Annotated in this window: 15 protein-coding genes and 1 pseudogene; 9 read left to right on the top strand and 7 right to left on the bottom strand. The window is 57.9% G+C overall.

Annotation, left to right across the window (positions count from 1 at the left end; translation table 11 throughout):
• Nucleotides 1-9 precede the first annotated feature (9 nt).
• From argE to HUW52_RS19325, 5 genes are all read right to left on the bottom strand, one after another.
• Entirely contained in the window at nucleotides 10-1158 is a 1149-nt protein-coding gene (argE, locus tag HUW52_RS19345) for an acetylornithine deacetylase (protein ID WP_175554601.1), read from the bottom strand.
• The gene (locus HUW52_RS19340) at nucleotides 1155-1832 is read right to left on the bottom strand and encodes a DUF1028 domain-containing protein (protein WP_175554600.1); all 678 of its coding nucleotides are present in this window, start codon (nucleotides 1830-1832) and stop codon (nucleotides 1155-1157) included. The genes argE and HUW52_RS19340 overlap by 4 nt, the downstream gene beginning before the upstream one ends.
• Before the next feature lie 120 nt (nucleotides 1833-1952).
• The gene (locus tag HUW52_RS19335; RefSeq protein WP_008086115.1) at nucleotides 1953-2369 is read right to left on the bottom strand and encodes a RidA family protein; all 417 of its coding nucleotides are present in this window, start codon (nucleotides 2367-2369) and stop codon (nucleotides 1953-1955) included.
• Between the two features lie 57 nt (nucleotides 2370-2426).
• Nucleotides 2427-3746: an NAD(P)/FAD-dependent oxidoreductase gene (locus HUW52_RS19330; protein WP_175554599.1), complete on the bottom strand. Its 1320-nt coding sequence runs from the start codon at nucleotides 3744-3746 to the stop codon at nucleotides 2427-2429.
• 257 nt (nucleotides 3747-4003) lie between these two features.
• A complete protein-coding gene (locus tag HUW52_RS19325) occupies nucleotides 4004-4822 on the bottom strand; it encodes an alpha/beta fold hydrolase (RefSeq protein ID WP_175554598.1) in 819 nt (272 codons plus the stop codon).
• 181 nt (nucleotides 4823-5003) lie between these two features.
• Between HUW52_RS19325 and HUW52_RS19320 the strand changes: the two genes are divergently transcribed.
• The 8 genes and pseudogenes from HUW52_RS19320 (at nucleotide 5004) to HUW52_RS19285 (ending at nucleotide 21235) form a co-directional block, all read left to right on the top strand.
• A complete protein-coding gene (locus tag HUW52_RS19320) occupies nucleotides 5004-5453 on the top strand; it encodes a helix-turn-helix domain-containing protein (protein WP_160057388.1) in 450 nt (149 codons plus the stop codon).
• Between the two features lie 195 nt (nucleotides 5454-5648).
• Nucleotides 5649-7355 carry a ShlB/FhaC/HecB family hemolysin secretion/activation protein gene (locus HUW52_RS19315; protein WP_175554597.1) on the top strand — a complete coding sequence of 569 codons (1707 nt, stop codon included), beginning with the start codon at nucleotides 5649-5651 and terminating at the stop codon, nucleotides 7353-7355.
• Between the two features lie 24 nt (nucleotides 7356-7379).
• A complete protein-coding gene (locus HUW52_RS19310) occupies nucleotides 7380-18620 on the top strand; it encodes a filamentous hemagglutinin N-terminal domain-containing protein (RefSeq protein WP_175554596.1) in 11241 nt (3746 codons plus the stop codon).
• Entirely contained in the window at nucleotides 18617-18862 is a 246-nt protein-coding gene (locus HUW52_RS19305) for an Imm74 family immunity protein (protein ID WP_110720914.1), read from the top strand. Before HUW52_RS19310 ends, HUW52_RS19305 begins: the two co-directional genes overlap by 4 nt.
• A 212-nt stretch (nucleotides 18863-19074) precedes the next feature.
• Complete coding sequence (locus tag HUW52_RS19300) at nucleotides 19075-19515, top strand: hypothetical protein (protein ID WP_175554595.1); 441 nt, start codon at nucleotides 19075-19077, stop codon at nucleotides 19513-19515.
• Between the two features lie 177 nt (nucleotides 19516-19692).
• Nucleotides 19693-19983, top strand: coding sequence for a hypothetical protein (locus HUW52_RS19295; RefSeq protein WP_175554594.1), 291 nt, complete (start codon nucleotides 19693-19695; stop codon nucleotides 19981-19983).
• 113 nt (nucleotides 19984-20096) lie between these two features.
• A pseudogene (locus HUW52_RS19290) lies at nucleotides 20097-20414 on the top strand (DUF637 domain-containing protein); the annotation flags it as partial.
• Between the two features lie 275 nt (nucleotides 20415-20689).
• Nucleotides 20690-21235 (top strand): hypothetical protein, encoded by a 546-nt coding sequence (locus tag HUW52_RS19285; protein ID WP_175554592.1) that lies wholly within the window; start codon nucleotides 20690-20692, stop codon nucleotides 21233-21235.
• 116 nt (nucleotides 21236-21351) lie between these two features.
• Here HUW52_RS19285 and HUW52_RS19280 read toward each other — a convergent pair whose 3' ends face one another.
• Entirely contained in the window at nucleotides 21352-22395 is a 1044-nt protein-coding gene (locus HUW52_RS19280; protein WP_150795472.1) for an LLM class flavin-dependent oxidoreductase, read from the bottom strand.
• 147 nt (nucleotides 22396-22542) lie between these two features.
• Nucleotides 22543-23028: a flavin reductase family protein gene (locus tag HUW52_RS19275; protein WP_016987069.1), complete on the bottom strand. Its 486-nt coding sequence runs from the start codon at nucleotides 23026-23028 to the stop codon at nucleotides 22543-22545.
• Nucleotides 23029-23352: 324 nt separating this feature from the next.
• On the opposite strand from HUW52_RS19275, the gene HUW52_RS19270 reads away from it, so the two are divergent.
• Complete coding sequence (locus tag HUW52_RS19270) at nucleotides 23353-24759, top strand: cytosine permease (RefSeq protein ID WP_160057392.1); 1407 nt, start codon at nucleotides 23353-23355, stop codon at nucleotides 24757-24759.
• Nucleotides 24760-24858: the final 99 nt, after the last annotated feature.

Here is a 24858-nt window from a genome sequence, read left to right as displayed (position 1 = left end):
AGCCACGGTTCACTTGCTGATGAATGTCAGCACCCGTTGGAGCATTTCATCGCAAGCCTTCAGTTGATCGAGGCTGACAAACTCATCGGGTTTGTGTCCCTGATCCATGCTGCCGGGCCCGCAGACCACGGTCGGGATACCCGCTGCATCAAACAGTCCGCCTTCCGTGCCGAACGCCACCGTGGCGAAATCCGTTGAACCGCAGAACGCCGCAATCAGCTCGGCGGCCTGGCTCTGCGCATCGGTGACCAACCCCGGATAGGCTGATAATTCGCTGAAGCGGATCTCGCTTTGCGCACTGACCGCACGCATGCGCGGCAGCACTTCGCGTTCGGCGTAGGCTTTTAGTGCTTGGGCGACGAGGCCCGGATCCTGCGAGGGCAGGGCGCGGATTTCGAAATCGAAACGACAGTCGGCAGGCACGATGTTCAACGCCTTGCCGCCGCTGATCACTCCGGTTTGCACGGTGCTGTAGGGCGGGTCGAAGCGCTTGTCATGATGCTCTGGCGCTTTCAGTTGCTGCCCGAGTCGGCCCAGCTCACCAATCAGTTCGGCGGCGTATTCGATGGCATTGACGCCCAGTGGCGCGTAAGCCGAATGGCACGGATGGCCGTGGACGTCGCAGCGCATTGCCAGTTTGCCTTTGTGGCCGAGCACCGGTTTCAGCTCGGTCGGTTCGCCGATGATGCACAGCAACGGTTTGATCGGGCGTTGCTGCAAGACCTCGAGCAGCGAGCGTACGCCGAGGCAGCCGACCTCTTCGTCGTACGACAGGGCAATGTGTACCGGCAGACGCAACGACGCCTGCACCAGCGCCGGCACCAACGCCAGCACGCAGGCAATATAACCTTTCATGTCCGCCGTACCGCGGCCGAACAGTTTGCCGTCGCGCTCGCTCAGTGCGAACGGCGGCAGCGTCCACGGCTGGCCATCGACCGGCACTACATCGGTGTGCCCGGACAGCACAATGCCCGGTTGATCCACCGGGCCGATCGTGGCGAACAGGTTGGCTTTGCTGCGCTCGTCGTTGTAGATCAGCGCGCAGGGCACGTCGAAACTTGCGAGGTAATCGCGGACGAATTCGATCAGTTGCAAGTTGGATTCACGGCTGGTGGTATCGAAACCCACCAGCGCCTTGAGCAACTCGACGCTGTTCATCGGTCATCACCGGCCACGCCATAACCGGGAGCTTTGGCGGGGTCGAGGGCGCGATCGATGTAGTCCTGCAACTGGGGTTGATACGCATCCCAGAGCTTTTGCAACTGGCTGATCGGGTCTTCATCGGCCCAGTCGACACGCAGGTTGACGATCGGCCAGGTCTGTTCACCGACCACCACGACAGCGGCTGAATGCACGGGACCGGCTTCGCCACCGAGGGCTTGTGCGGCGTGCAGGGCTTTGAGCAGGCGATCAGCGAGTTGACCTTCGCCGTCTTCAAAGGCGCTGACCATGGCTTCGATCACCGAACGCCCGGCGAGCATGTTGCCGGCGGCAACGCACTGTTCGCCGGTGACAGCGTTGTGCACGCCGAGGGTCTGCGCACCGCTGAAATGCGCGGTCTGGCCGAGGTGGTTGATCGCGGTGATCTGCCGGTACTGGCTGTAACCGTTGCGCGTGAGGACTTTGTCCAGCGCATAGTCCGGCGCCAGTCCTTGTTCCATTAACGCAAGGACTTCCGGGCCGAGGGACGGCAGGGTGATGTTCTGGCTCGACACGGCGCCAACACCTGGCAGCAGCCACGGGCAACGGGCGCCGACGGCGATGCTGGAGGAACTGATGGCGACACCGAACTGGCCGGTTTCGGCGCAGCGGGCTGTGATTGAAAAGGTCATCTATTGAACTCCTTGTTTGTCTGGACTGGCCTCATCGCGAGCAGGCTCACTCCTACAGGGGAACGCATTTCAAATGTAGGCCTTCGCCTGCTCGCGAAGGCCGCGACTCGGTTTCCTGACTTACTCAGGAATCACCGCAATCACATCAATCTCCATCAGCCACTGCGGCTGCCCCAGCGCCGACACCACCAGCCCGGTGGAAATCGGGAAAACACCCTTGAGCCACTTGCCGACTTCGCCATACACCGCCTCGCGATAACGCGGATCAATCAGGTAGGTGGTGGTCTTGACGATGTGGCTCATGTCGCTGCCGGCTTCTTCGAGCAGTTGCTTGACGTTGCGCATCGCTTGTTCAGCCTGCGCGCGCGGATCACCCAGACCGACCAGATTGCCGTCGAAATCCGTGCCGACCTGTCCACGGACATATACGGTGTTACCGGCGCGCACGGCCTGGCACAAATCGTTGTCCAGCGTCTGGTTCGGGTAGGTGTCTTTGGTGTTGAACATGCGGATGCGCGTGTGGGTTGGCTTGCTCATGTGCAGCTCCTGAAAGAAGGTTGCCCCGGCGCAATCGGCGCCGGAGCGAAAAGGAAATCAAGCGTCGACGGTGTCGGCGGCTCTGCTGTGGATGTTCTGGTGCAACTCGGCTTCACGCTGCTCGGCATCGCGATAGTCCAGGTACTTGCGCTGGGTGGCGATGTGATCGGCGACGTGTTTGGCGTCGTGCCACACGCCCCAGATAAATGACGAGCCCCGGCGCGACTGCCACGGCAGACCGAGGAAGTACACCCCCGGCTCACTCGACACGCCGCGCTGATGCACAGGCTTGCCCATGTCATCGAACGCCGCGACCTGCAGCCACGAGTAATCCACGGCGAACCCGGTGGCCCAGATGATCGACGTGACACCAGCCCTGGCCAGATCCAGATCGGCCAGCGGATTTTTCACGCACTCAGGGTCCGGATAGGTTTCGCGCGCTTCAGGTTCTTCCGGCAGATCGAGGCCGTTGCGCTCGATGTAGGCATCGGCGGCATCGAGCAACGCCAGGTAATTTTCGTCGCCGCGAGTGAGGTTGCCGACCAGGTCCTGCTTGAAGGTCACCACGCCGTTATTGAATGATTCGGTGACGCCAACCAGGGTCATGCCGCGATGGGCCAGACCACGGAAATCGATGGTGCGCCCGCCATGAGCACCGCTGACCGCGATGGTCACATGCTCGCGACCCGGTTTCATCGCCGCTTGATCCCACTCGCCAAGCACGCCCAGCCACCAGCAGAAATCCCGGTTGCGATACGCGCGAGGTGGGCGGTCATGGGCGCCAACGGAGAGGTAAACCTGCTTGCCGGAACGTTGCAGTTCATCGGCGATCTGCACGCCGGAAGAACCGGCACCGACCACCAGCACTGCGCCTGCCGGCAGTTGCTGTGGGTTGCGGTAGTCAGCGGAATGGATCTGCAACAGACGTTCGTCTGCGGGGGCAATCGCCGGGATCACCGGTTTCTGAAACGGCCCAGTGGCGGCAACCACACGATTGGCTTCGATCACGCCTTCGGAGGTCTCGACGGTGAAACCCGGGCGGCCGACATTGCGTACCACACGTTTCACTTCAACGCCGGTGCGGATCGGCGCATTGAATTTCTTTGCATAGGCTTCGAAGTAATCCGCCACACGCTCTTTCGGGGCGAAACCGTCGGGATCGACGTCATCGAATTCCAGGCCGGGAAAGCGGTCGTGCCAGGCCGGGCCGTTGGCAACCAGCGAGTCCCAGCGTCCGGTGCGCCAGCGTTCGGCAATGCGATTGCGCTCCAGCACGAGGTGCGGCACGCCGAGTTTGCTCAGGTGCTCGCTCATGGCCACGCCAGCCTGGCCGGCACCCACTATGAGTGTGTCTGTTATTGTTATTTCAGTGGTCATCTCTACATCCTTCCTAGCAAGGCAGTTGGATTCGGGCGCTGATGGCGTGTCCGTTTGGCTTGCGGTCAGACTAGGGAGGAGGGGGATTTCGGTAAAATATTATTAAGCTGGGATGTGAAGATAAAAATCTGATGCAGCGCTTGGAAACCCTTGAAACACAGGGGTTGCAGAGATCGGCTGTGGGCTTGGGAGATAAAAAAACCGTTGGCGTAACGTGCAGTGGTGAGCAGAATCTTCCCCTCACCACTGCGTCGGTTTCAACGATTCAGAAACGCCAGCAAATCCTCATTCAAGGCCTGCGCGTGCGTCACCACAAAGCCATGTGGCGCACCTGCATAAACCTTCAGCTCGGCACCCTTGATCTGCGCCGCCGCCTGCTTGCCGGTGGTTTCAAACGGCACGATCTGGTCGCCGTCGCCATGGATCACCAGTGTCGGTACATCAATCTTGGCCATGTCCGGGCGGAAGTCGGTTTCCGAGAACGCGGTCACGCAATCCACAGTGCCCTTGAGTGAGGCCAGCAGCGCAATGTTGAGTGTTTGCGCGAGCACGCCGTCAGAGACTTTCTGGCCTTGATTGGTGCCATAGAACGGCGCGGCGAAGTCAGCGATGAACTGCGCACGATCCTGCAACAAGCCAGCCTTGATACCGTCGAACACCGAGGTGTCGACACCTTGCGGGAAATCGGCTTTCTTGCCGAACAGCGGCGTCACCGCGCCCAGCAATACGACACCGGCAACGCGTTCGCTGCCATGACGAGCGATGTAACGGCTGATATCGCCGCCGCCCATGGAGAAGCCCACCAGCGTCACGTCACGCAGGTCCAGGTGGTTGATCAGTTGCGCGATGTCATCGGCGAAAGTGTCGTAGTCATACCCGGTCCACGGCTGATCGGAACGCCCGAAACCACGGCGATCGAAGGCAATGGTGCGATAGCCACGGCTGCTCAGGTATTCCATCTGGTATTCCCACATGTCGGCATCCAGCGGCCAGCCATGGCTGAACAGCACGGGTTTACCGCTGCCCCAATCCTTGTAGTAGATCTCGGTACCGTCTTGCGTGGTGAAGGTGCTCATGGAAACTCCTGCGTCGGGGGTCAGTGCCGAAATGGCGACATTCACTATCAGCGCAAAGCGCTCCGGCTACTTGTATGCAGGTGCTGGTTTTGCAACGGTCCAGTCGTGAGGTGTGTCTTGGAGTTGTATGATGCAACTGTGAGCCGCGAGGCCAATCGACGAATGCATGGAGTACTCCTACGTGAAACGCAAAAGCTTGCAGGGCAATGCTTGCCCGGTGGCCCGGACACTGGACCTGATCGGCGACTGGTGGTCGTTGCTGATCATTCGTGACGCGCTGGACGGGATTCGGCGTTTCAATGATTTTCAGAAGAGCCTGGATATCGCGAAGAACATGCTCAGCGCGCGCCTCAAAGGCCTGGTGGAGCAGGGGATCCTGCAAGCGCTGCCTGCGGCCGATGGCGGCGCCTATAAGGAATACGTGCTGACTGAGCGCGGCAAAGCCTTGCAGACGGTGATCGTCGCGCTGTCGCAGTGGGGCGGTGAATTCATGTATGCGCCGGGTGAGCCGGGTTCGGTGATGGTCGATGCAAAGAATCGTCAGCCGATTCGCAAGCTGACCCTAACGGCGGCCGATGGCCGCGTGCTGGCCCCCGAGGACGTCGCCACACGACTGGGTGTTGAACACTGAAAGGCGGGGCTGCTTGAACTGAGTTACTCGCTGCCGCCAGGTCAATGAAAACGCGCCCTCGCTGTACCGAACCCAGTTGTACATTCCTCGATACAAACCCGACAAACGGTCGAAACGATTGTTTGACGTCAAAATGATGGCCATCTAATATCGCGCCACTATTTTGATGTCACTTTTCGTATCGAGGGATCGAACATGTCCTCACCCGCCCTCGTGGCGAGGTTGTGCGTAGCGCTGCTGTGCCTGTCTCCAGTCCAGATTGCCATTGCGGCCCCTACACCCGGCGACACCGACCTTATCCGTGATCGCCAGAATCGCTTGCTCGAAGAGCAGCAGCGGCGCCTCGAAGAGCTCAAGGATTTGCCCGGCAAAGACGCCAGGCCTGCGCAACCGGCAGCCCCCGCCGACACCCGTTGCTTCCCGATCAAAGACATCGAGCTCAAGGGCGCCGACAGTCTTTCCGAGCGTGATAAAACCCGCCTGCTCAAACCCTATATCGGCGAATGTCTGGGCGTACCTCAGCTCAACGAGCTGCTCAAAGTCATCACCGATCACTACATCGAGAAAGGCCTGGTCACCAGCCGCGCCTACTTGCCGCAGCAGGATCTGTCCACCGGGCACCTGCAAGTGCTGGTGGTCGAAGGCAAACTTGAAGGCATGAAGGGCGCGCAAAACAGCCAGCTCTCGGAGCGCGAACTGGCCATGGCCTTTCCCGGCAAAACCGGTGATTTGGTCAACCTGCGCGAGATCGAGCAAATGGTCGATCAGCTCAACCGCCTGCCATCGAATCAGGCAAAAATGGAGTTGGCGCCCGGCCAGAACGTCGGCGGCAGCGCAGTGCTGGTCACCAACACGCCGCAAAAACCATGGCGTGCCGGCCTGTCACGCAGTAACGACGGCCAGCGCAGCACCGGCGAGCAGCAGTGGGGCACCACGTTTGATTGGGACAGCCCGCTCGGCCTGGCCGATCAGTTGAGCCTGCGCGGCGGTCACGACGCGATGACCGATCACCAGCACACCTCCAACAATGCCATGCTCAATTACAGCTTGCCGTGGGGCTGGTGGACGTTCAGCTACACCTACAGCCAGAGCGAGTACCGCTCACAAATCGCCGCCAACGGCTACAACTTCAAACAGACCGGTGACAGCGAGAACCATCAGTTGCGCGCCGAGCGGGTGATCCACCGCGACGCCGTCAGCAAGACGTCGCTCAGCGCTGGCCTGTCGTACCTGCGCACCAACAACTTCATCGAAGACAGCAAACTCAAGCTGAGCAGCAACCGCATCAGCGAAGCGCAGTTCGGCTTCAACCACGGTCGCCGCGTCGGCAGTGCCTTCGTCAACTTTGACGCCGGCATGCAGGAAGGCATCGGCGCATTCGACGCACAGGGCAGCCATGATCCCGCCCCTGGTGAGCCGGACGCGCGCTACCGGAAATACACCGCGACCCTGAGCTACCTGCAACCGTTCAAGGTCTGGGGCGAATCCTTCAGTTTCAGCAGCCTGATGACCGGCCAGCACAGCGAAGACGTGTTGTTCAGCCCGCAACGCACCAGCCTTGGCGGCTCGTCGTCGATTCGTGGCTACAAGGATCAGTCGCTGTCCGGCGACAGCGGTGGTTACTGGCGCAATGACCTGCGCTGGAGTCGTCCGGTAACTGTCGAGTGGCTGCAACCGGTGTTCTCCGAATACGGCACCAGCCTCGGTTACGACCAGGGTGTGATCCAGAACGGTCGCTACAACGTCGATCAGCACGGGCGTATGTCGAGCAACTCGCTGGACCTGTTCGCCCGTGGCCAGCACGTCGCCGCCAGTGTGACCTTTGCCCATTCCCTGGAACGACCGGACGCGCTGACCGAGCGTGAAGCACCGATCTATTTCCGCCTCGACTTTTTTATCTAAAAACAACTTTTCGAGACCATCGACATGGATGTTCGTCAGTTCGCCTTCCTTGCAGAACAACCGTCTGCGGCCGTGAAAACACGTGAGTCCTTCTTGGGCATGCCCAAACGCGGGTTGGCGTTCCTGTTGGCGAACGTCATGTTCTGGCAACCGATGTGGGCGCAGGCCGACGGCATCGTTGTGGCCAACCCGAACACCTCGCTCGATCGCGCTGGCAATGGCGTGCCCATCATCAACATCGCCACGCCCAATGCCAGCGGCCTGTCGCATAACCAGTTCCACGATTACAACGTCGGTGCGCAGGGGCTGATCCTCAATAACGGCTCGACGCAGAATAATCTCACTCAACTGGGTGGGCACATTGTCGACAACCCGAACCTGAAGAACAGCGGCTCGGCGCAAGCGATTCTCAACGAAGTCATCAGCGGCAACCCGAGTCAGTTGCGCGGCTACACCGAAGTGGCGGGGCAGTCGGCGCGTGTCATCGTCGCGAACCCGTATGGCATCACCTGCAACGGTTGCGGCTTCATTAATGCACCACGGGTGACACTGACCACCGGTAAACCGGTGCTCGACAACGGCCGGCTGGATCGCTTTCAGGTTGATCAAGGTTCTGTGGCCATCGAGGGTGCGGGCCTCAACGCGACCAACGTCGACCGCTTCGAAATCATCACCCGCAGCGCGAAAATCAACGCTGAGATTCAGGCACAAAACCTGACGATTATTGCCGGGCGCAACGACGTCAACGCACAAACCCTGAATGCCACGGCCCGCGCCGATGATGGCAGCGGTAAACCGCAATTGGCCATCGACTCCTCGGCATTGGGCGGCATGTACGCCGGGGCGATCAAACTGGTCGGCACCGAAGCCGGGGTCGGGGTGAAACTCGACGGCAAGCTGATTGCCAGCGGCGGTGATATTCAGCTTGATGCCAACGGCCAACTGAGTCTGGCCGAAACTTCGGCCACCGGCGCGGTCAACATCAAGGCCGCCGGCCTCGACGCACGCGGCCCGCTTTACGCCGGCACCAGCGCCAATGTGCAAACCCAGGGCAATCTGACCAACCGCCAGACCCTTGCGGCCCGCGACAGCATCAATCTCAGCGCTGGCGGCCAACTGACCAACGCCGGCGCCATCGAAGCCGGCGTCAACGCCGATGGCAGCCGCAACAGCCACGGTGATCTGAGCCTGAGCGCGCAGACCCTCAACAACAGCGACAAAAGCCTGACCGCCAGCCGCAACCTGACAGTCAACGCCGCGCAAGCCCTGAACAATCAAAACGGGTTGCTCAGTGCACAGAACGTCGTCGTCAGCGGCGGCATGCTCGATAACCGCAGCGGCCAGATCCTAGGCGATCTGGGATTGAACATCGATCTCAGTGGTGCGCTGGACAACCGCGACGGCGTGCTCGGTTCGGGTCGTTCGCTGACTCTGAAAGCTGCCAGCCTGGACAACCGTGAAGCCGGGGCGCTGGTCAGCGATGGCAGCCTGACTGCACGCATCAGTGGCACGCTCGACAACCGCAACAAAGGCGATATCTCGGCCAAAGGTGCCATCGATCTGCAGGCCGGCACAATGCTCAACCGTGACGGTAAAGTCATCGGCAACAGCACGTTGGCCGTGCACGGTGACATGGCCGACAACCGGGGCGGAGTGATTCAGGCCGACCAGCAGTTGACCCTGAATGTCGCGCAACTGGATAACCGCGAAAAAGGCGTGATCAGCGCTAAGCAAGGCCTGACCTATGTTGGCACTCGTCTGGATAACAGCGGTGGACTGGTCAGTGCGTTCGGCCCCGTCAACCTTACCGCTGCGGAAATTCAAAACGCGGCTGGACGGATTGCCAGTCAGGGCGATCTGCTGGCAACCATCGGCCTGCTGCAACAACAGGGCGGTGCGTTGGTTGCCCAAGGCAATCTGAGCCTGACTGGCAAGACCCTCGATAACCGTAACGGTGGGCTGGTCGGCACGACAAAAGCACTGACACTCTCGGTAGACGACGTCGACAATCGCCATGGCGAAATCTCCAGCAGCCTGCTGATGAACATCAAGGGCTTGCATCTGGATAACAGTGACGGCGGCAAAATCCTCTCCGGCAGCGACCTGGGTTTGCGCGTCGCCAGACTGATCAACCAAAGCAAAGGCCTGATCGCCTCCACCAAAGGCGCGGTAACCGTTACCGGCACTACGCTGGACAACAGCGGCGGCAATCTCAGCAGCCTCAACGGCCTGGTGATTACCCTTGATGACGCGCTGACCAATTCTCTCGGCGCGATCAGCAGCGACGGCACGCTTACCGTCAATGCTGCGCGCATCGACAACAGCAACGGCAGCCTCGGCAGCGCCGGCCACCTGAAACTGACCAGCACTGGCGTTTTGCTTAATCAGGGCGGTTCGATCAACAGCGACAGCCTGCTGACCGTCAACAGCGGCCGTCTGGATAACAGCCATAAGGGCGTGATCTACGGCCAAGGCAACAGCCGGGTCGAGACCGGCGGATTTGACAACAGCCAGGGTGGCAAACTCACCAGCGGCGCGGCACTGACGCTCAAGGCAGGGCAGGTCAACAACGCCACTGGCCGCATCGCCAGCCAGCAAGCACTGGATGTCTCGCTTACCGGGCTGGATCAACAGGGCGGTGAACTGTTCAGCAAGACTGATCTGACCCTCGATCTGAATCACGGCCAGTTGAACAACCAGAACGGTTCGATCAATGCGCCCGGCACGTTGCTGTTGAAAAACCTTAACGGCGTAAGCAACCAGGGCGGGGAAATTTCCAGCCAGCAAGCCTTCTTGCTCGCCGCGCAAGACCTCGACAACAGCAACGGCAAACTGCTCAGCCAGCAGGGCCTGACGTTGCGCATTGCGGCGGCATTGAACAACCTCAAAGGCGTGATCTCCGCCGCCTCGCTGGACAGTTACAGCGGTAATCTCGACAACCACGAAGGCCTGATCAGCAGTCGCGGCGCGTTGTTGCTCACCACCGAAAAGACCCTGGATAACCAACTCGGCACGGTCATCGCTGATGGCCAACTGACCATTACCGCTGATGAACTGGACAACCGTGAAGGCAATATCGCCGGCAAAGCCGATGCCAGCGTGCAGGCAAAAACCGTCAATAACCAGAAGGGTCAACTGATCGCCACCGGTGTACTCAAACTGGAGGCCGATCAACTCGATAACCGGCAGAACGGTCTGCTGGGGTCGAGCCAAGACATGAGCCTGACCGTCGCTGATCTGGACAGCCGTGGCGGTGAGATCAGCAGCAACGGCGATTTGCGCGTTACCGGAAAAAAATTCGATAACAGCGACGGCGGCAAAATCTTCACCGGCAAGGCGCTGACCCTGACCGTCGACGAAGTGCTCAACCGCACCAAAGGCCTGATCGATGCCGGCACGCAGTTCACTCTGCAGGGGCGTTCGCTGGTGAACAACGGCGGCGAATTGCTCAGTCAGCAAGGCATGCTGTTGAACCTCACCGGCGCCCTTGATAACACCTCGGGCAAAGTCAGCAGCGAAGGCACGCTGACGGTCAACGCTGCGCAAGTGACCAATGCCGATGGCAGCCTGTCCAGCGCGGCGGATCTGACGCTGGACAGCGGCGGCAGTGTCGACAACCAGGGCGGGCAAGTGGTTACCGATGGCGCGCTCGTCCTCGACAGTGCCAGCCTCGACAACCATCAAAGGGGCACGCTCAGCGGTAAAGGCGCGGTCACCGTGACCACCGGCGCCTTCGATAACAGCAACGGTCAATTGAGCAGCGCCGACACCCTGAACCTGACTGCCGGCCAGGTCACCAACGGTGGCGACGGCAGTATCGGCAGTCAGAACGCGCTGACGGCTTCGGTCAGCGGCCTTGATCAACAGGGCGGCAAACTGTTCAGCAATACGCAACTGAGCCTGGACCTGAATCACGGTCAGTTGAACAACATTGGTGGTTTGATCAACGCTCCGGGCACGCTGCTGCTCAAGCAACTCAATGGCGTCAACAATCAGGGCGGCACGATTTCCAGCGCCGAGGCGTTGACCCTGACCGCGAAAAGTCTCGACAACAGCAACGGCAAACTTCTGAGCAATCAAGGTCTGACCCTGCGCATCGCGGCCGCACTGGACAACGTCAAAGGCATGATCGGCGCAGCCGCCATCGACACGCGCGCCGCGAGTCTGAACAACAGCGGTGGCAACCTGGTTAGCCGTAGCGACCTCGACCTGACCGTGGACGGTCTGCTGCGTAACGACGGCCATGGGCTGATCAGTGCGGTGCAAACCCTTGATATCACCAGTGCCGATTTGAACAACCGCGAGAGTGGTTTGATCAACAGCCAAGGCAACCTGACGCTGACCGCCACCGGGCTGGACTCCAGCAACGGCGGCGAAGTCTCCGCCAGCGGTGACATCGACCTGAAGCTGACGTCCTTGACCCAGAACGGCGGACGCCTGATGGGTGACAAAGCCGTCTCCCTTGATCTGGCCAATGGCGATCTCGACAACCAGCGCGGCTTGCTCACGGCGCAAGGGCCATTGACACTCAAACGTCTGCGCGACGTGAACAACCAGAGCGGTGAGATTTCCAGCAACCTCGGTTTCGAGCTGCTCGCCCGTGCCGTGAACAACGGCAACGGCAAAATCATCAGCGGTGAAAAACTGTTGTTGCGTGGCTCCAGCCTGATCAACCAGAAAGGCCTGATCTCCGGCTGGCAGGGACTCACCGTCAATGCCGACAGCCTCGACAACCGCAACAACGGCACGCTCTCCAGCAAATTCGCCGATGTCTCGGTCGACCTCAAGGATGCGCTGCTCAACAGCGGCAGTGGTGCGGTAGTTGCCCAAGGCAATCTGAATATCAAGGCGGGTAGCCTCGACAACAGCGACAAAGGCAATCTGAGCAGCGGTGCAGGGCAGACCCTGACCTTGAGCGGCGCACTCAATAACAACCAGGGCCTGATTTTCAGTGGTGCTGCACTGGATGTCGTCAGCACGGCGTTCACCAATGCCGGCGGCTCAGTCAATGTCGAACAGGCCTTCACCGCTACGGCCACACGTCTGGACAATAACGGCGGCCAGATCGCCAGCAACGCCGCGATCACCCTCAACCTGAGCGGAGAGCTGAACAACAACGCCGGCAAACTGGCGAGCAGCGGCGCGATGTTGATCAAGGGTGTGACCAATCTGCACAACCAGAACGGCCAGATCGTCAGCCAGAAAACACTGGAAGCGCACACCGATTCTCTGGACAACAGCAACAAGGGCACCGTGGCGGCGAATGACCAATTGCAGATCACCGCAACGGGCGCCGTCAACAACAGCGCCGACGGCCTGATCTACAGCCAGAATGCCGACGTCCAACTCAATGCAGCCAGCCTGCGCAACGGCAAAGGTTCGATCCAGAGCGAAGGCGCGTTGACCCTTGAGGTCAGCGGTGACTTCGACAACCAGAGCGGTAAGGTCATCGCGCAAAGCGGCAATGTCTTTGTCAAAGCGGCCAACATCGATAACCGTGGTGGCACGCTGTCCAGCATCAAAGGCGCGCTGGAAGCTCGCACCGTGGGTGTGCTGCGCAACGGCTTCGACCTGAACAATAACCGTCAGAGCGGCATCATTCAGGCGCAGAGCCTGACGCTTGCTGCATTGGCTGGCCTGAACAACAACGGCGGGCGCATTTCCGCGCAGTCGGCCGACAGCAGCATTACCACGGCGGCGCTGGATAACAGCAGTGGCGTGCTGTATTCGAAAGGACTGTTGGGCGTCACCGGCACAAGTCTGGAAAACGCTGGCGGGCAGATCGCTGCCAACCGCATCGACTTCGGTCTCAGCAGCGCGTTGCGTAACGGCACGGGTGTCATCGAAAGCGATACCCAACTGAGCGTAAAGGCTGCCAGCGTCGACAACCAGAACGGTCGTCTGCGTTCGCTGGGCAACACCGGCAAAACCCTGTTCCAGATCGGCGGTTTGCTCGACAACCGCAATGGCGTGCTGGAAACCGCCAACACCGACATGACCCTGGCAGTGGGAGGCCTCTTCAATGCCGGCGGGCAACTCAACCACGTCGGGCGCGGCAAGTTCGACATCTCCACCGCCAATGTCATCGGCGCCGGCGGCAGCATCGTCACCGGCGGACTGCTGGAACTCAACGCCGACAGCTGGAGCAACTCCAACGTCATTCAGGCCGGTCGCCTGAACGTCAATGTCGGCCAATTCAGCCAGACCGCCAGCGGCAAATTGCTGGCTTCCGATTCCCTGCAGATCCGGGGCGGCAACTGGACCAACGATGGCTTGATCGCCAGTGATGGCATCCTCGATATGCAAATCGGCGGAACCTACGCCGGCAGCGGCCGCTTGACCAGTCAGCGCGGCGCTTACCTTTCCGTCGCGCAGATGAACGTTGCGGCGGGCGGCAGCTTCGCGGTGGGTGCCACGTCGACCGTCAATATCGGCGGGCAGCTCAGCAACGCCGGGCGCATGACCTCCAGTGAAGACCTGACGATCAACGCGGGCAGTGTTGCCAACTACGGCACCCTGGGTGCGGCGCAGAACCTCATCATCAACACGCCCTCGTTGCTCAACGATCGCGGGCTGATTTTCAGCGGCAACAACATGACCCTCGGCGTCAGCACGCTGACCAACCAGCACGGTGATTTCTACGGTCTGGGCGATGTGGTGATGGGCGGGTATGGCGGCGCGGCGCGGGCAGCGGGGGTGTACAACATTTCCGGCTCGATGGAGAGCGGACGCGGGTTCACGCTGAGCGCCGACGTGTTTGAAAACCGCACAGAAGGGCCGACGGCGTCGGTTGAACGCAAGCTCATTTCCGGGTTCATTGCAGCAACGTGCGGTGACTGCGTTGGCGGCACTTTCAACAACTTCCTTGCCAGCCGCGAGACCTACCAATTCTTCGACACCGATACCAGCGCCTCGGCGATGTTCAACGTCGGCAAGGATTTTACGTTTACGGGTGGCACGTTCCTCAACAGCAAAAGCACGGTAGCGGCGGGCGGCAACATCACCATTACCGCGAACAGCCTGAAGAACATCGGCGCCAAGAGCGGGACTGTCGAAGTCACGCGTCAGTACAACTTCGAGATGGGCACAGGCACCACGGCGCAATTCATGGCCAACGTGATCATGCCGTACAACCAGCGCAACAACCCTGATTTCCCGTTTGTGTACTACGTCATCGCACCGGAAGGTCTGATCCGTAAAGCGATCGCCACAACCGTGGGCAATGGCATCGTCATCGTCGACGCCGAGACGGGCGAAAACGTCGGCAGTCGCAAATACGGCCGGGCCATGTCTGGATTCAGCGCCGGCTTTGAGACGTCAACGCCATCGATGTATGACCCGAATAATCTGCTGGCATTACCGAGCGAACTGGCGCCTTACGAAAGCCGTCTTGCGGTTGAAACCCCGGTGAACAGCACCGGTGCTGCTGATGCCAATAACTCGCGTAATGCAGTGATTCAGGCCGGTGGCAATGTCTCGATTACCGCGACCCGGGAAGTTGAAAACAGTGTTATCCATCAGGACTACAGCGCCACCGGGGGCACCAACAAGGTCGCCGATACCTCGGTCGGCAACAGCGGCACTGTCGTTGTGCGCATCAACAGCCAACTGCCGCCGGATCTTGCGCAACAGCAAGTCAATCCGCTGAGCTTGCCTGGCTTCTCGCTGCCGACGGGCGAGAACGGTTTGTTCCGTCTGAGCGGGCAGGGCACCAGTGGCGCCACAGCCGGCAACACCGGGCCAGCGCCAACGTGGACAGTCGCCAGTGAGTCGGTGAATGCCCAGGACCACACGGTCGCCGACAGCAGCGGCGGGCCCCGCAACCTGTTTATCGATGCGCCGGCGCCGGTGTCCGACAGCACACGCGCCGTGGATACATTCCACCGTACGCCAAGCATGGTGCAGACAGTCGCCAGTACGGTCGACGTGAAAGTGCCGGAGAGTTCTGCAGGCACGGGCAACCCGGGCCGCGGTAACGACATGAAAGAGTCGATCGACACTCGTCCGGTCACGCGTGTCACTGGCCTGCCGGACACCACGGCGCCCTCGAACCCGCACAAATACCTGATCGAAACCAACCCGGTGCTGACCGACCTCAAGTCGTTCATGAGCTCGGATTATCTGCTGGAGAAGCTCGGCTACAACCCCGACCAGAGCGCCAAACGTCTGGGCGACGGCCTCTACGAACAACGCCTGATCCAGCAAGCCGTCACCGCACGCACCGGCCAGGCTTTCATCGACGGCCAGACCTCCAACGAGGGCATGTTCAAGTACCTGATGAACAACGCCATCGCCAGCAAGGACGCACTCAACCTGTCGGTCGGCGTCGGCCTCACCTCGCAGCAAGTCGCGGCACTGACCCACGACATCGTCTGGCTCGAAGAGCACGAAGTGAATGGTGAAAAAGTGCTGGTGCCGGTGGTGTATCTGGCGCAGGCCAGCGGCCGTCTCGGCCCGACCGGGGCATTGATTGCCGGTAACGATGTGACGCTTATTGCGGGGGAAAACCTCGACAACGTCGGCACGCTCAAAGCCACCAACAACCTCTCCGCCACGGCGGGCAAGGACCTGGTCAACAGTGGTTCGATCGAGGCAGGCAATCGTCTCGATCTGCTGGCAACCAATAACATCGTCAACAAGTCCGGCGGCATCATTGCCGGCAAGGACGTCAGCCTGACTACCCGCACGGGCGATGTGATCAACGAACGGACCATCACTTCGATGGACAACCAATACGGCTCCGTCACCCGGCATCAGGACTTTGCCGATAACGCAGCGCGGATTGAAGCCGCCAACGACCTGACCGTCAAAGCGGCCAAGGACATCAACGTCATCGGCGGCGTGATGAAAAGCGGTCAGGACATGGCGTTGAATGCCGGGCGTGATGTCAATGTGGTCTCCGTGCAGGTCAATGACAGCGTTTCGTTGGGTTCAAGGGCAAGTAGCAGCGATATCACTCAACTGGCCGCCGATATCGATGCCGGGCGTGACTTCAAGGCCGAAGCCAAGCGCGACATCAATGTGATTGCCAGTGAGATCGATGCCAAGCGTGATGTGTCGATGAAGGCTACCGAGAATCTGGTGATTACCTCAGCCGCCGATGAGGAACATTCGAACTCGAAAAACAAGAAAGAAACGTGGCAGGAGGACCACGTTTCCCAGGTCATGTCTGGTATTACGGCGGGCGGCGACGTCAGGCTGGATGCAGGGAAGGATCTGAGTCTGATTTCCAGTCGTGTAACGGCAGGTGATGAAGCTTATCTGGTGGCCGGCGACAACCTGCAGATCCTAGCTTTGCAGGACACCGATTACTCGCTGTACGACATGAAGAAAAAGGGCGGCTTCGGCAAGCTGAAGATGCAGCACGACGAGGTGACCGACAACAAGTATGTCGGCTCCGAGATCAAGTCTGGCGGCGATCTGACGCTCAAGAGCAAGGGCGATCAGCTTTATCAGGTTGCCAAGCTTGAAAGTGGTAACAACATCACCCTGGACAGCGGTGGGGCGATCACCTTTGAAGGGGTCAAAGACCTTCACAATGAAAGCCACACCAAGACCAATAACAACGCCGCCTGGGTCTCTTCAAAAGGCCGCGGTAATACCGACGAAACCCTGCGCCAGACCCAGATGATTGCCAAGGGCAACATCGTGATCAAGGCCGTTGATGGTCTGAAAATCGACATCAAGGATGTGAACCAGCAGTCCGTCAGCCAGACCATCGACAGCATGGTCAAGGCTGACCCGCAGTTGGCATGGTTGAAAGAAGCCGAGGCGCGGGGGGATGTGGATTGGCGGCTGGTGAAGGAGATTCACGAGTCGTTCAAATACAACAACTCGGGGCTTGGTCCGGCGTCGCAGATGATCATCGCGATCGTCATGGCCGCCGTCGTCGGACCGGCTGCCCTGACAGCGTTGAGCGGAATGGGCACGTTCTGGGCCGCAACGTTCGCGGCTGTGGCTACCGGAGCGGCTACGAATGCCACGACAAGCTTTATCAATAACGGCGGAAACCTTGGAGCGGTGTTCGCGGACGTTACCTCATCTGATGCGCTGCAGGGCTATGTGATTTCCGGGCTTACGGCCGGATTGATGTCTGAATATCTGACCAAACTAACCGGCGTGAAATTCGACGCGAACGGCAAATATGCCGGGACCTCATTAGCTACGTGGGAAGGTGTAAGCAAGTTCGCGGGAAGTCAGATCCTTCAAGGCGGTACTTCTGCGCTGATCACCAAAGTAGTGGGCGGTGATGCAGATATTGGTGATCTGCTGCAAACCGCGCTTTTCAATACAGTAGCTGCGTTCAGCTTTAACTTGGTGGGTGATCTCACACAAGGTGTGGTCGATGATGGTTCTGCGACCAAAGTCATCATTCATGCTGCGGTTGGCGGGTTGTTGTCGGAAATGACCGGTGGGGATTTTGCGACTGGCGCGTTGGCGGCTGGTGCGAACGAGGCACTAGTAGTTGAATTGGACAAGAAGGTGGGCGGAAATAAAGACCTGCTTTCCATGGCATCGCAAATCGTCGGTGTTCTAGCAGCATCTGCCATTGGAAACGCTGATGCGGATACTCTTAAAACCGGAGCTTGGATCGCCGAAAACGCTACAAAGTACAATTATGATCTACATATCCCTCCGGGTTTGACTGGGTATGCACAAGCATCGACGTCCATGGTCGAGTACATGGCGCTGCATGGAGCAACAGCGGAAGAAATCGCTCAAGCGCAACTTGCACTTAATCAAGGTCAGGGATTTGAAGGGGTTCAGCCCGCGAATGAATTCGTCAAGGCATGGGGCGCATTTATGGCTGGTGAGATATCCGGCCTTGCATTTGTTGGATTAATAGGGAAGGCAGGCTTATGGTTTGCCAAAACTGAACTAGGCGTGTCGACCAAACCAGGTGAGGCTTTTTTCTGGTCTGGACGAACCGGTGATGTGGGCGGCGCAGACATAGCGCAACAGATCGCCATGCAACAAGGAGGCACGACTCTGGAAGCATTGATAGCGCAGCGTGGTATACAAATGCCTGCATGGGACGCTTCAAATCCGACGGTGGTGCAAGCATGGCAAAATATTTCTGCAGAGTATGCCAGTGGAGTTTCCGGAACGGTACGTGCTGTGATTGGACAGAATTTGCGTCCAGGAAACGTCTGGGAAACCGCAGAGTTGCCCGCACTTCTGAAAAATCCTAAAGTGGATAAAATAGTTACTATTGATCCAGTAACCAGACTCGAGAAAACTATATTTGTAAGAGGTGATTTGTGATTCTTGAAATATCTCGAGGATATCTGAAAATACAGGTGGCTAATAAAGTAGCGACCATTCAAGGCGAAATGTTCTTTCCGGGAGGGGATAAGCTTGGTTTCGTGTTGTATAGGAACTCGTTAAAGCACTGGGATTCACCCCATGAAAATCAAGTTTTAACTGAAGAAGAAGTTCAGATGGTTATTGACGAAATTGAGGCGGAATTCTCGAGAAAGGGACACATGCTTGACGTCGAGAAGTGACTGGGCGGAGCTAACTACCCTTGAAGCGCGTCTTTTGGCAGGATAAATGGGGACAGACCACGTTTAGATAAGGGGCGGACCACGGCTTTGCAATTTATTCAAAAAACGTGGTATGTCCCCGTTTTCTCTAAAATTCACTCCCTCGATCCGCCCAAGGACGGGCAGGTAGTTCCTAGGTGTGATAACTGCACTAATATTTCCGGAGTCGAATAATGGAAATGCACGACGAATTTCTGGAAATCAATGATCTTGATTGGTTTGCCTCATGTCGTGGTGGGGTCATCGCTCATTTCGCTACAGGTGGACATGGGGTTGTACCTGACGATGTCCGTCAGTCAACTTCCAGATATGAGAAAATTTATGACTACTTCTATTCAAGGCCTGGAGGCGTGGACGTTGAGATAGTAGAAGCCAATTTGGTTGAGTTTGCCGATGAAGCTCAGCGTGCGCGCTATTTAAAATCTTTTGTTGAAATGGCCGGCAGAGGGTTGTTCAGTCATGACGCTTCCGAGCAGGGTGGTTATAAATTAATTGCCAAACCAAAATCGGCGCTAAAGTTAGTGGATCTCCCGAAGTTGATGCAGTCTTCTATTTGTAAGCTACCATTGGAGCTCACTGACTGGATACGTTGCGACGACTTCACTAAAGATTAAATGTAGAAGGATAAATGGGGGCGGACGACGTTTAGAAAGTACTCCGAAAACATGGTCTGTCCCCGTTTCCTTGTCCCCGGTTCCTTCGAACGAATGGCTCAGAGCAAAAGGAAAGAGTTGGGAGCAAATTACTGAATCAGCAAGCCGCGCAGGCGGTAAGGACCTGGGATTCTAATGATGAATATAGAAAACAAGAGCATCCGGCTTGGGGACGAATACGACGATGTTTTGAAGGCTGCTCTAGTAGCGGTGCTCACGTCCCATGGCGCAATAGGAGTAGGAAGTTCATGGGGCGTTGGTGGATCCCAAGAGCTTGATACAGCAACGGTCAAGCTGGGAGATGCGGTCATCACCATTGAGTCTGAGACTTATATAGGGCTGAAGATTGAAGGACCTGGCCCCATCGTAGAGGCTTTGGCTCAAGAAGTTGCAGGACACATTCGATCCGGAGGATCGTCCGTGCGTTGAAGGCGTATGGTGCATGCGACGGGTTGGGGAACAAATGGGGACAGACCACGTTTAGAAAGTACTTCGAAATGTGGTCCGCCCCGTTTATCTAGGGGCCGCAGTTAAAGGAAGCCTTCAGTAAGGACAGTCTGAAAGGTGCAGCAATGTCGGGTCTCACAGCCGGCTTTACAAAGGGTGTGATCGATCCACAACTCGGCGGCCACACGGTGTCGTTCAACAAGCTTACAAAAGGATTTGACCTAAATACTCTTCAAGGTATCGGTGGTTTCGCGGTCCGTGCGGGTGCTCAGGGGCTCGCTGGCGGGGCCATAAAAACCGTGATTGGCGGAGGCAGTTACAGCGATAACTTGAAGGAAGGATTGGTTTCTCAGGCCGGCAATGTGGCCGCTGCTATCGCGTTAAACTTTGTCGGGGGCTGCGGAAGCGGTTGATGCCGATACCCATTTGTAAATGGGGACAGACCACGTTTAGATAACACTCCAAAAACGTGGCCTGTCCCCGTTTTCCTCCAGAGGCGATAAAAATGCTGGAAGCCAATGGTTACGATAGGACGTCTTCGCAGGACGGAAAAATTTCAATTCTGACCAAGGGGGATAGAACCCACAGATTTTATCCGGAATCGACGTCGACGAAAGAACCTTCCGCATCATTGGATATAGCAGGAATTAAAAAAACGATCGTCAAAATCCGATTCAAGGGTAAGTAAATGGGCCTGTCAAAAATTGATATTGAGGAGTCAATTCAGATAGCGAAAATGCTATCCAGTCGTATTGATTTTAAAAAAGATCTGCCCGCGATGGTGTTCAGCGACGTTGGGCTTGAATATTATTTTTTTGAAAGGCCACTATTAAGCTTTGCTGATGTTTTGAATGAACTGTGCTGCCTGAATTATCAGGTCTTTTCAGCGAAAGTATTTGTCCTTTTTGGTAACCCGCATAGTGGCGCCTGCTACCTTTTAGATGGGCAGGACGTTGAGGAAGATATTGGAAATTTAAGTGCAGGCTTTCGAGATTTTTTCAAAGGGACTGTCGATTATCCGATGGTTATAGGTAATCTGGATGGTGATTGGCTGGCATTTGAAAGTGCGTGCGAAGAATATGGCGTAATAGCTTTGAACTCAGCTGGCAGCAGCCATAGGGAGTTCTCTGAATGCCTTCGCTGTAATTTGATCAGTTCCGAAGAATTTCAAAGTTTGAAAGGTAATCATGAGGTTCTGGATAAAATCATTGATGCTTTTAATGAGTATTTTTAGGCGGGGGGAAATGTAGGCGTGGCTCAATGGCTGAAAATTATCTTCTGCCGAACGGACCCCAAATAAAAACGCCCAAAGATTCGGGCGTTTTCATGAGTGAGACGTTAGAAGAAATCTCACCGAAACGCCGGCACCACATGCTTGATAAACAGCTCCAGCGACTTCTTCTTCTCGTCATGCGGCAAGCTGTTGTCACACCAGAAACTGAACTCATCCACCCCCAGTTCCTGGTAGTACTTGATCCGCGGAATGATCTCTTCCGGCGTACCAATCATCGCCGTCTTGTGCAGACTCTCCAGCTCAAACTCAGGACGTCCGGCAAACTTCTCTTCCGGGCTCGGCGCCAGGAAGCCATTGACCGGCGTTTCCTTGTTGCCAAACCACGCATCGAACGTGCGATAAAACCGTGAAATAGCTTTCGCCCCGACTTTCCAGCCGTCCGGATTATCAGCCGTGTGCACGTGAGTGTGACGCAGCACCATCAGTTGCGGACGTGGCACATCCGGGTTGTTGTCCAGCGCGGTCTGGAACTTGTTCTTCAGGTCGAGGACTTCTTCGTCGCCCTTCATCAGCGGCGTAACCATGACGTTGCAGCCGTTGGCCACGGCGAAGTTGTGCGAATCCGGGTCACGGGCGGCGATCCACATTGGCGGGTTGGGCTTTTGAATTGGTTTTGGCACGCTGGTGGAGGTGGGGAATTTCCAGATGTCACCGTCGTGGGCGTAGTCGCCTTGCCACAGGGCGCGGACCACCGGGACCATTTCGCGCAATGCCTGACCACCGCTGGAGGCAGGCATGCCGCCGGCCATGCGATCGAATTCAACTTGATAAGCGCCACGCGCCAGGCCGACTTCCATACGACCGTTGCTGATCACGTCGAGCAGTGCGCATTCACCGGCGACCCGCAACGGGTGCCAGAACGGCGCGATGATGGTGCCGGCGCCGAGGTGGATGGTGGTGGTTTTGGCCGCGAGGTAGGCGAGCAATGGCATCGGGCTTGGCGAGATGGTGTATTCCATGGCGTGGTGTTCGCCGATCCACACGGTACTGAAACCGCCGGCCTCGGCCATCAGGGTCAGTTCGGTGAGGTCTTCGAACAGTTGGCGGTGGCTGACGCTTTCGTCCCAGCGTTCCATGTGGATGAACAGGGAAAATTTCATGACGCTTCCTCGGATCTTTTGTTGTTGAGGCTACATGTGGGAGCGAGCTTGCTCGCGATGGCGGTGTAACAGCCGGCATCTGTGGCGACTGACAGGACGCCTTCGCGAGCAAGCTCGCTCCCACAGTTGTTATGCGTTGTTCTTCTATCAGGCCAGGACGGGCAGGGCGCCCATCTTGCCGTGGCAGTACACCAGCGGTCCGGCGATTTGCTCGGGGACGATCAGATTCTTCACCGCGCCGACCATGATGGCGTGGTCGCCGCCTTCATATTCGCGCCACAGCTCACATTCGATGATAGCTGTCGCGTTGGCGAGGATCGGGTTACCCAGTTCGCTCAAGGTCCATTCGATGCCTTGCGCCTTGTCCTTGCCTTTGCGGGCGAAGGCGTAGGCCTCGCTTTGCTGGCCGCCTGACAGAACGTGGATCGCAAAGCGTTTGTTTTTGATCAGTACCGGGTACGAATCAGAACTGTAGTTGGGGCAGAACAGCACCAGCGCCGGGTCCATCGACAGCGAGCTGAACGCGCTGGCAGTCAGGCCGACGATCTGACCGTCATCGTCCAGGGTGGTGATAACGGTTACGCCGGACGGGAACGAGCCCATGACTTGTTTGTAGATGGCGGCATCGATCATTGGTCGGTCCTCGGATGATGTGTTGCTGTTTTTATGTGTTTGTTGGTCTGATGGTATACCAGTATTCGATCTTTGCAAGGCCTTTTAAGCTGAACCGATAAACGTGCCGCGTTCGTCGGAAACTCAGCATTTACGGGGCTTTAGACTGGTCTGCAAGCCGCAGTTTCAGTAAGGATGGCGTATCAGTTGGCGTCGCAAACTACGGATCAGTCTTGTGAATTGTTTGGAATACCATAATATGGTCTGCATCTGAGGGGCGGCCAGAGAGTCCCCCCGGTTTGGCTTCATACAACGATAAGAACAGACAAACTCGAGTTCATGCATATGTCCCAGATGTCCCGGCAAGATCCGTTGATCGAGAACCATACGGTCGACTACGTCCCACTCGCGGAACGCCACGGGAAGGCCCGCGACCTATTCACCCTTTGGTTCAGCACCAACATTGCGCCACTGCCCATCGTCACCGGCGCCATGGTGGTTCAGGTGTTCCACCTCGATTTGCTTTGGGGGCTGCTGGCGATTGCGCTGGGGCACATGATTGGCGGCGTGGTGATTGCGCTGGCCTCGGCGCAAGGCCCGCGCATGGGCATTCCGCAAATGGTCCAGAGTCGCGGCCAGTTCGGGCGTTACGGCGCGCTGTTGATCGTGTTCTTCGCCGCGCTCATCTACATCGGTTTCTTTATTTCCAACATCGTCCTGGCGGGTAAATCCATCGTCGGCATTGCGCCGTCGGTGCCGGCGCCTCTGAGCATTCTGATCGGTGCACTGGCAGCTACGGCGATCGGTGTGATCGGCTACAACTTCATTCACACGCTGAACCGCATCGGCACCTGGGTGATGGGCAGTGCGTTGCTGGCCGGGTTCATCTATATCTTCGCCCATGACTTGCCGGCGGACTTTCTCACTCGCGGAAGTTTTAACTTGTCCGGCTGGCTGGCGACGGTGTCGCTGGGGATCATCTGGCAGATCAGCTTTTCGCCGTACGTGTCCGATTACTCGCGTTACCTGCCAGCGGATATCGGCATTGCCAAACCGTTTTGGGCGACCTATCTGGGCGCGACGCTGGGCACGATTCTGTCGTTCAGCTTCGGCGCCGTGGCGGTGCTGGCGACCCCGGAAGGTACTGAAGCGATGGTTGCAGTCAAGCAATCCACCGGGTGGCTGGGGCCGATTCTGATGGTGTTGTTTCTGCTGAATATCATCAGCCACAACGCGCTGAATCTGTATGGTGCGGTGTTGTCGATCATTACCTCGATCCAGACATTTGCCAGCCAATGGACGCCGAGCATCAAGGTGCGCGTGGTGTTGTCGAGCGTGGTGCTCGCGGGTTGCTGCGTGGTTGCGCTGGGTGCATCGGCGGATTTCATTTCCGAGTTCATCGGTTTGATTCTGGCGCTGCTGCTGGTGCTGGTGCCGTGGGCGTCGATCAACCTCATCGACTTCTACCTGATCAAGCGAGGCAACTACGACATCACCTCGATTTTTCGCGCTGACGGCGGGATTTACGGGCGTTTCAACCTGCACGCGATCATTGCCTACTTCATCGGCATCCTCGTGCAGTTGCCGTTTGCCAATACCTCACTGTATGTCGGGCCTTACGCCAATCTGGTCGACGGCGCGGATCTGTCCTGGCTGGTGGGCTTGGTGGTCACCGTTCCGTTGTATTACTGCCTGGCGACACGCGGCCAGACTCAGCAGAGCAGGGCGGCGAGGTTGGGTTACACCGACTGACCTGATCCGCTTCACCCCAATGCCCGGCCAAGTGCCGGGCATTGTTGTTTCCGCATCCCGGCGGTCAATCAAATTGGCCACATCGATCCCCTTTTGGCC

Source organism: Pseudomonas sp. 43A (genome assembly GCF_013363935.1).
Lineage (GTDB): Bacteria > Pseudomonadota > Gammaproteobacteria > Pseudomonadales > Pseudomonadaceae > Aquipseudomonas > Aquipseudomonas crudilactis.
This window is presented reverse-complemented; position numbering and strand designations above follow the sequence as displayed.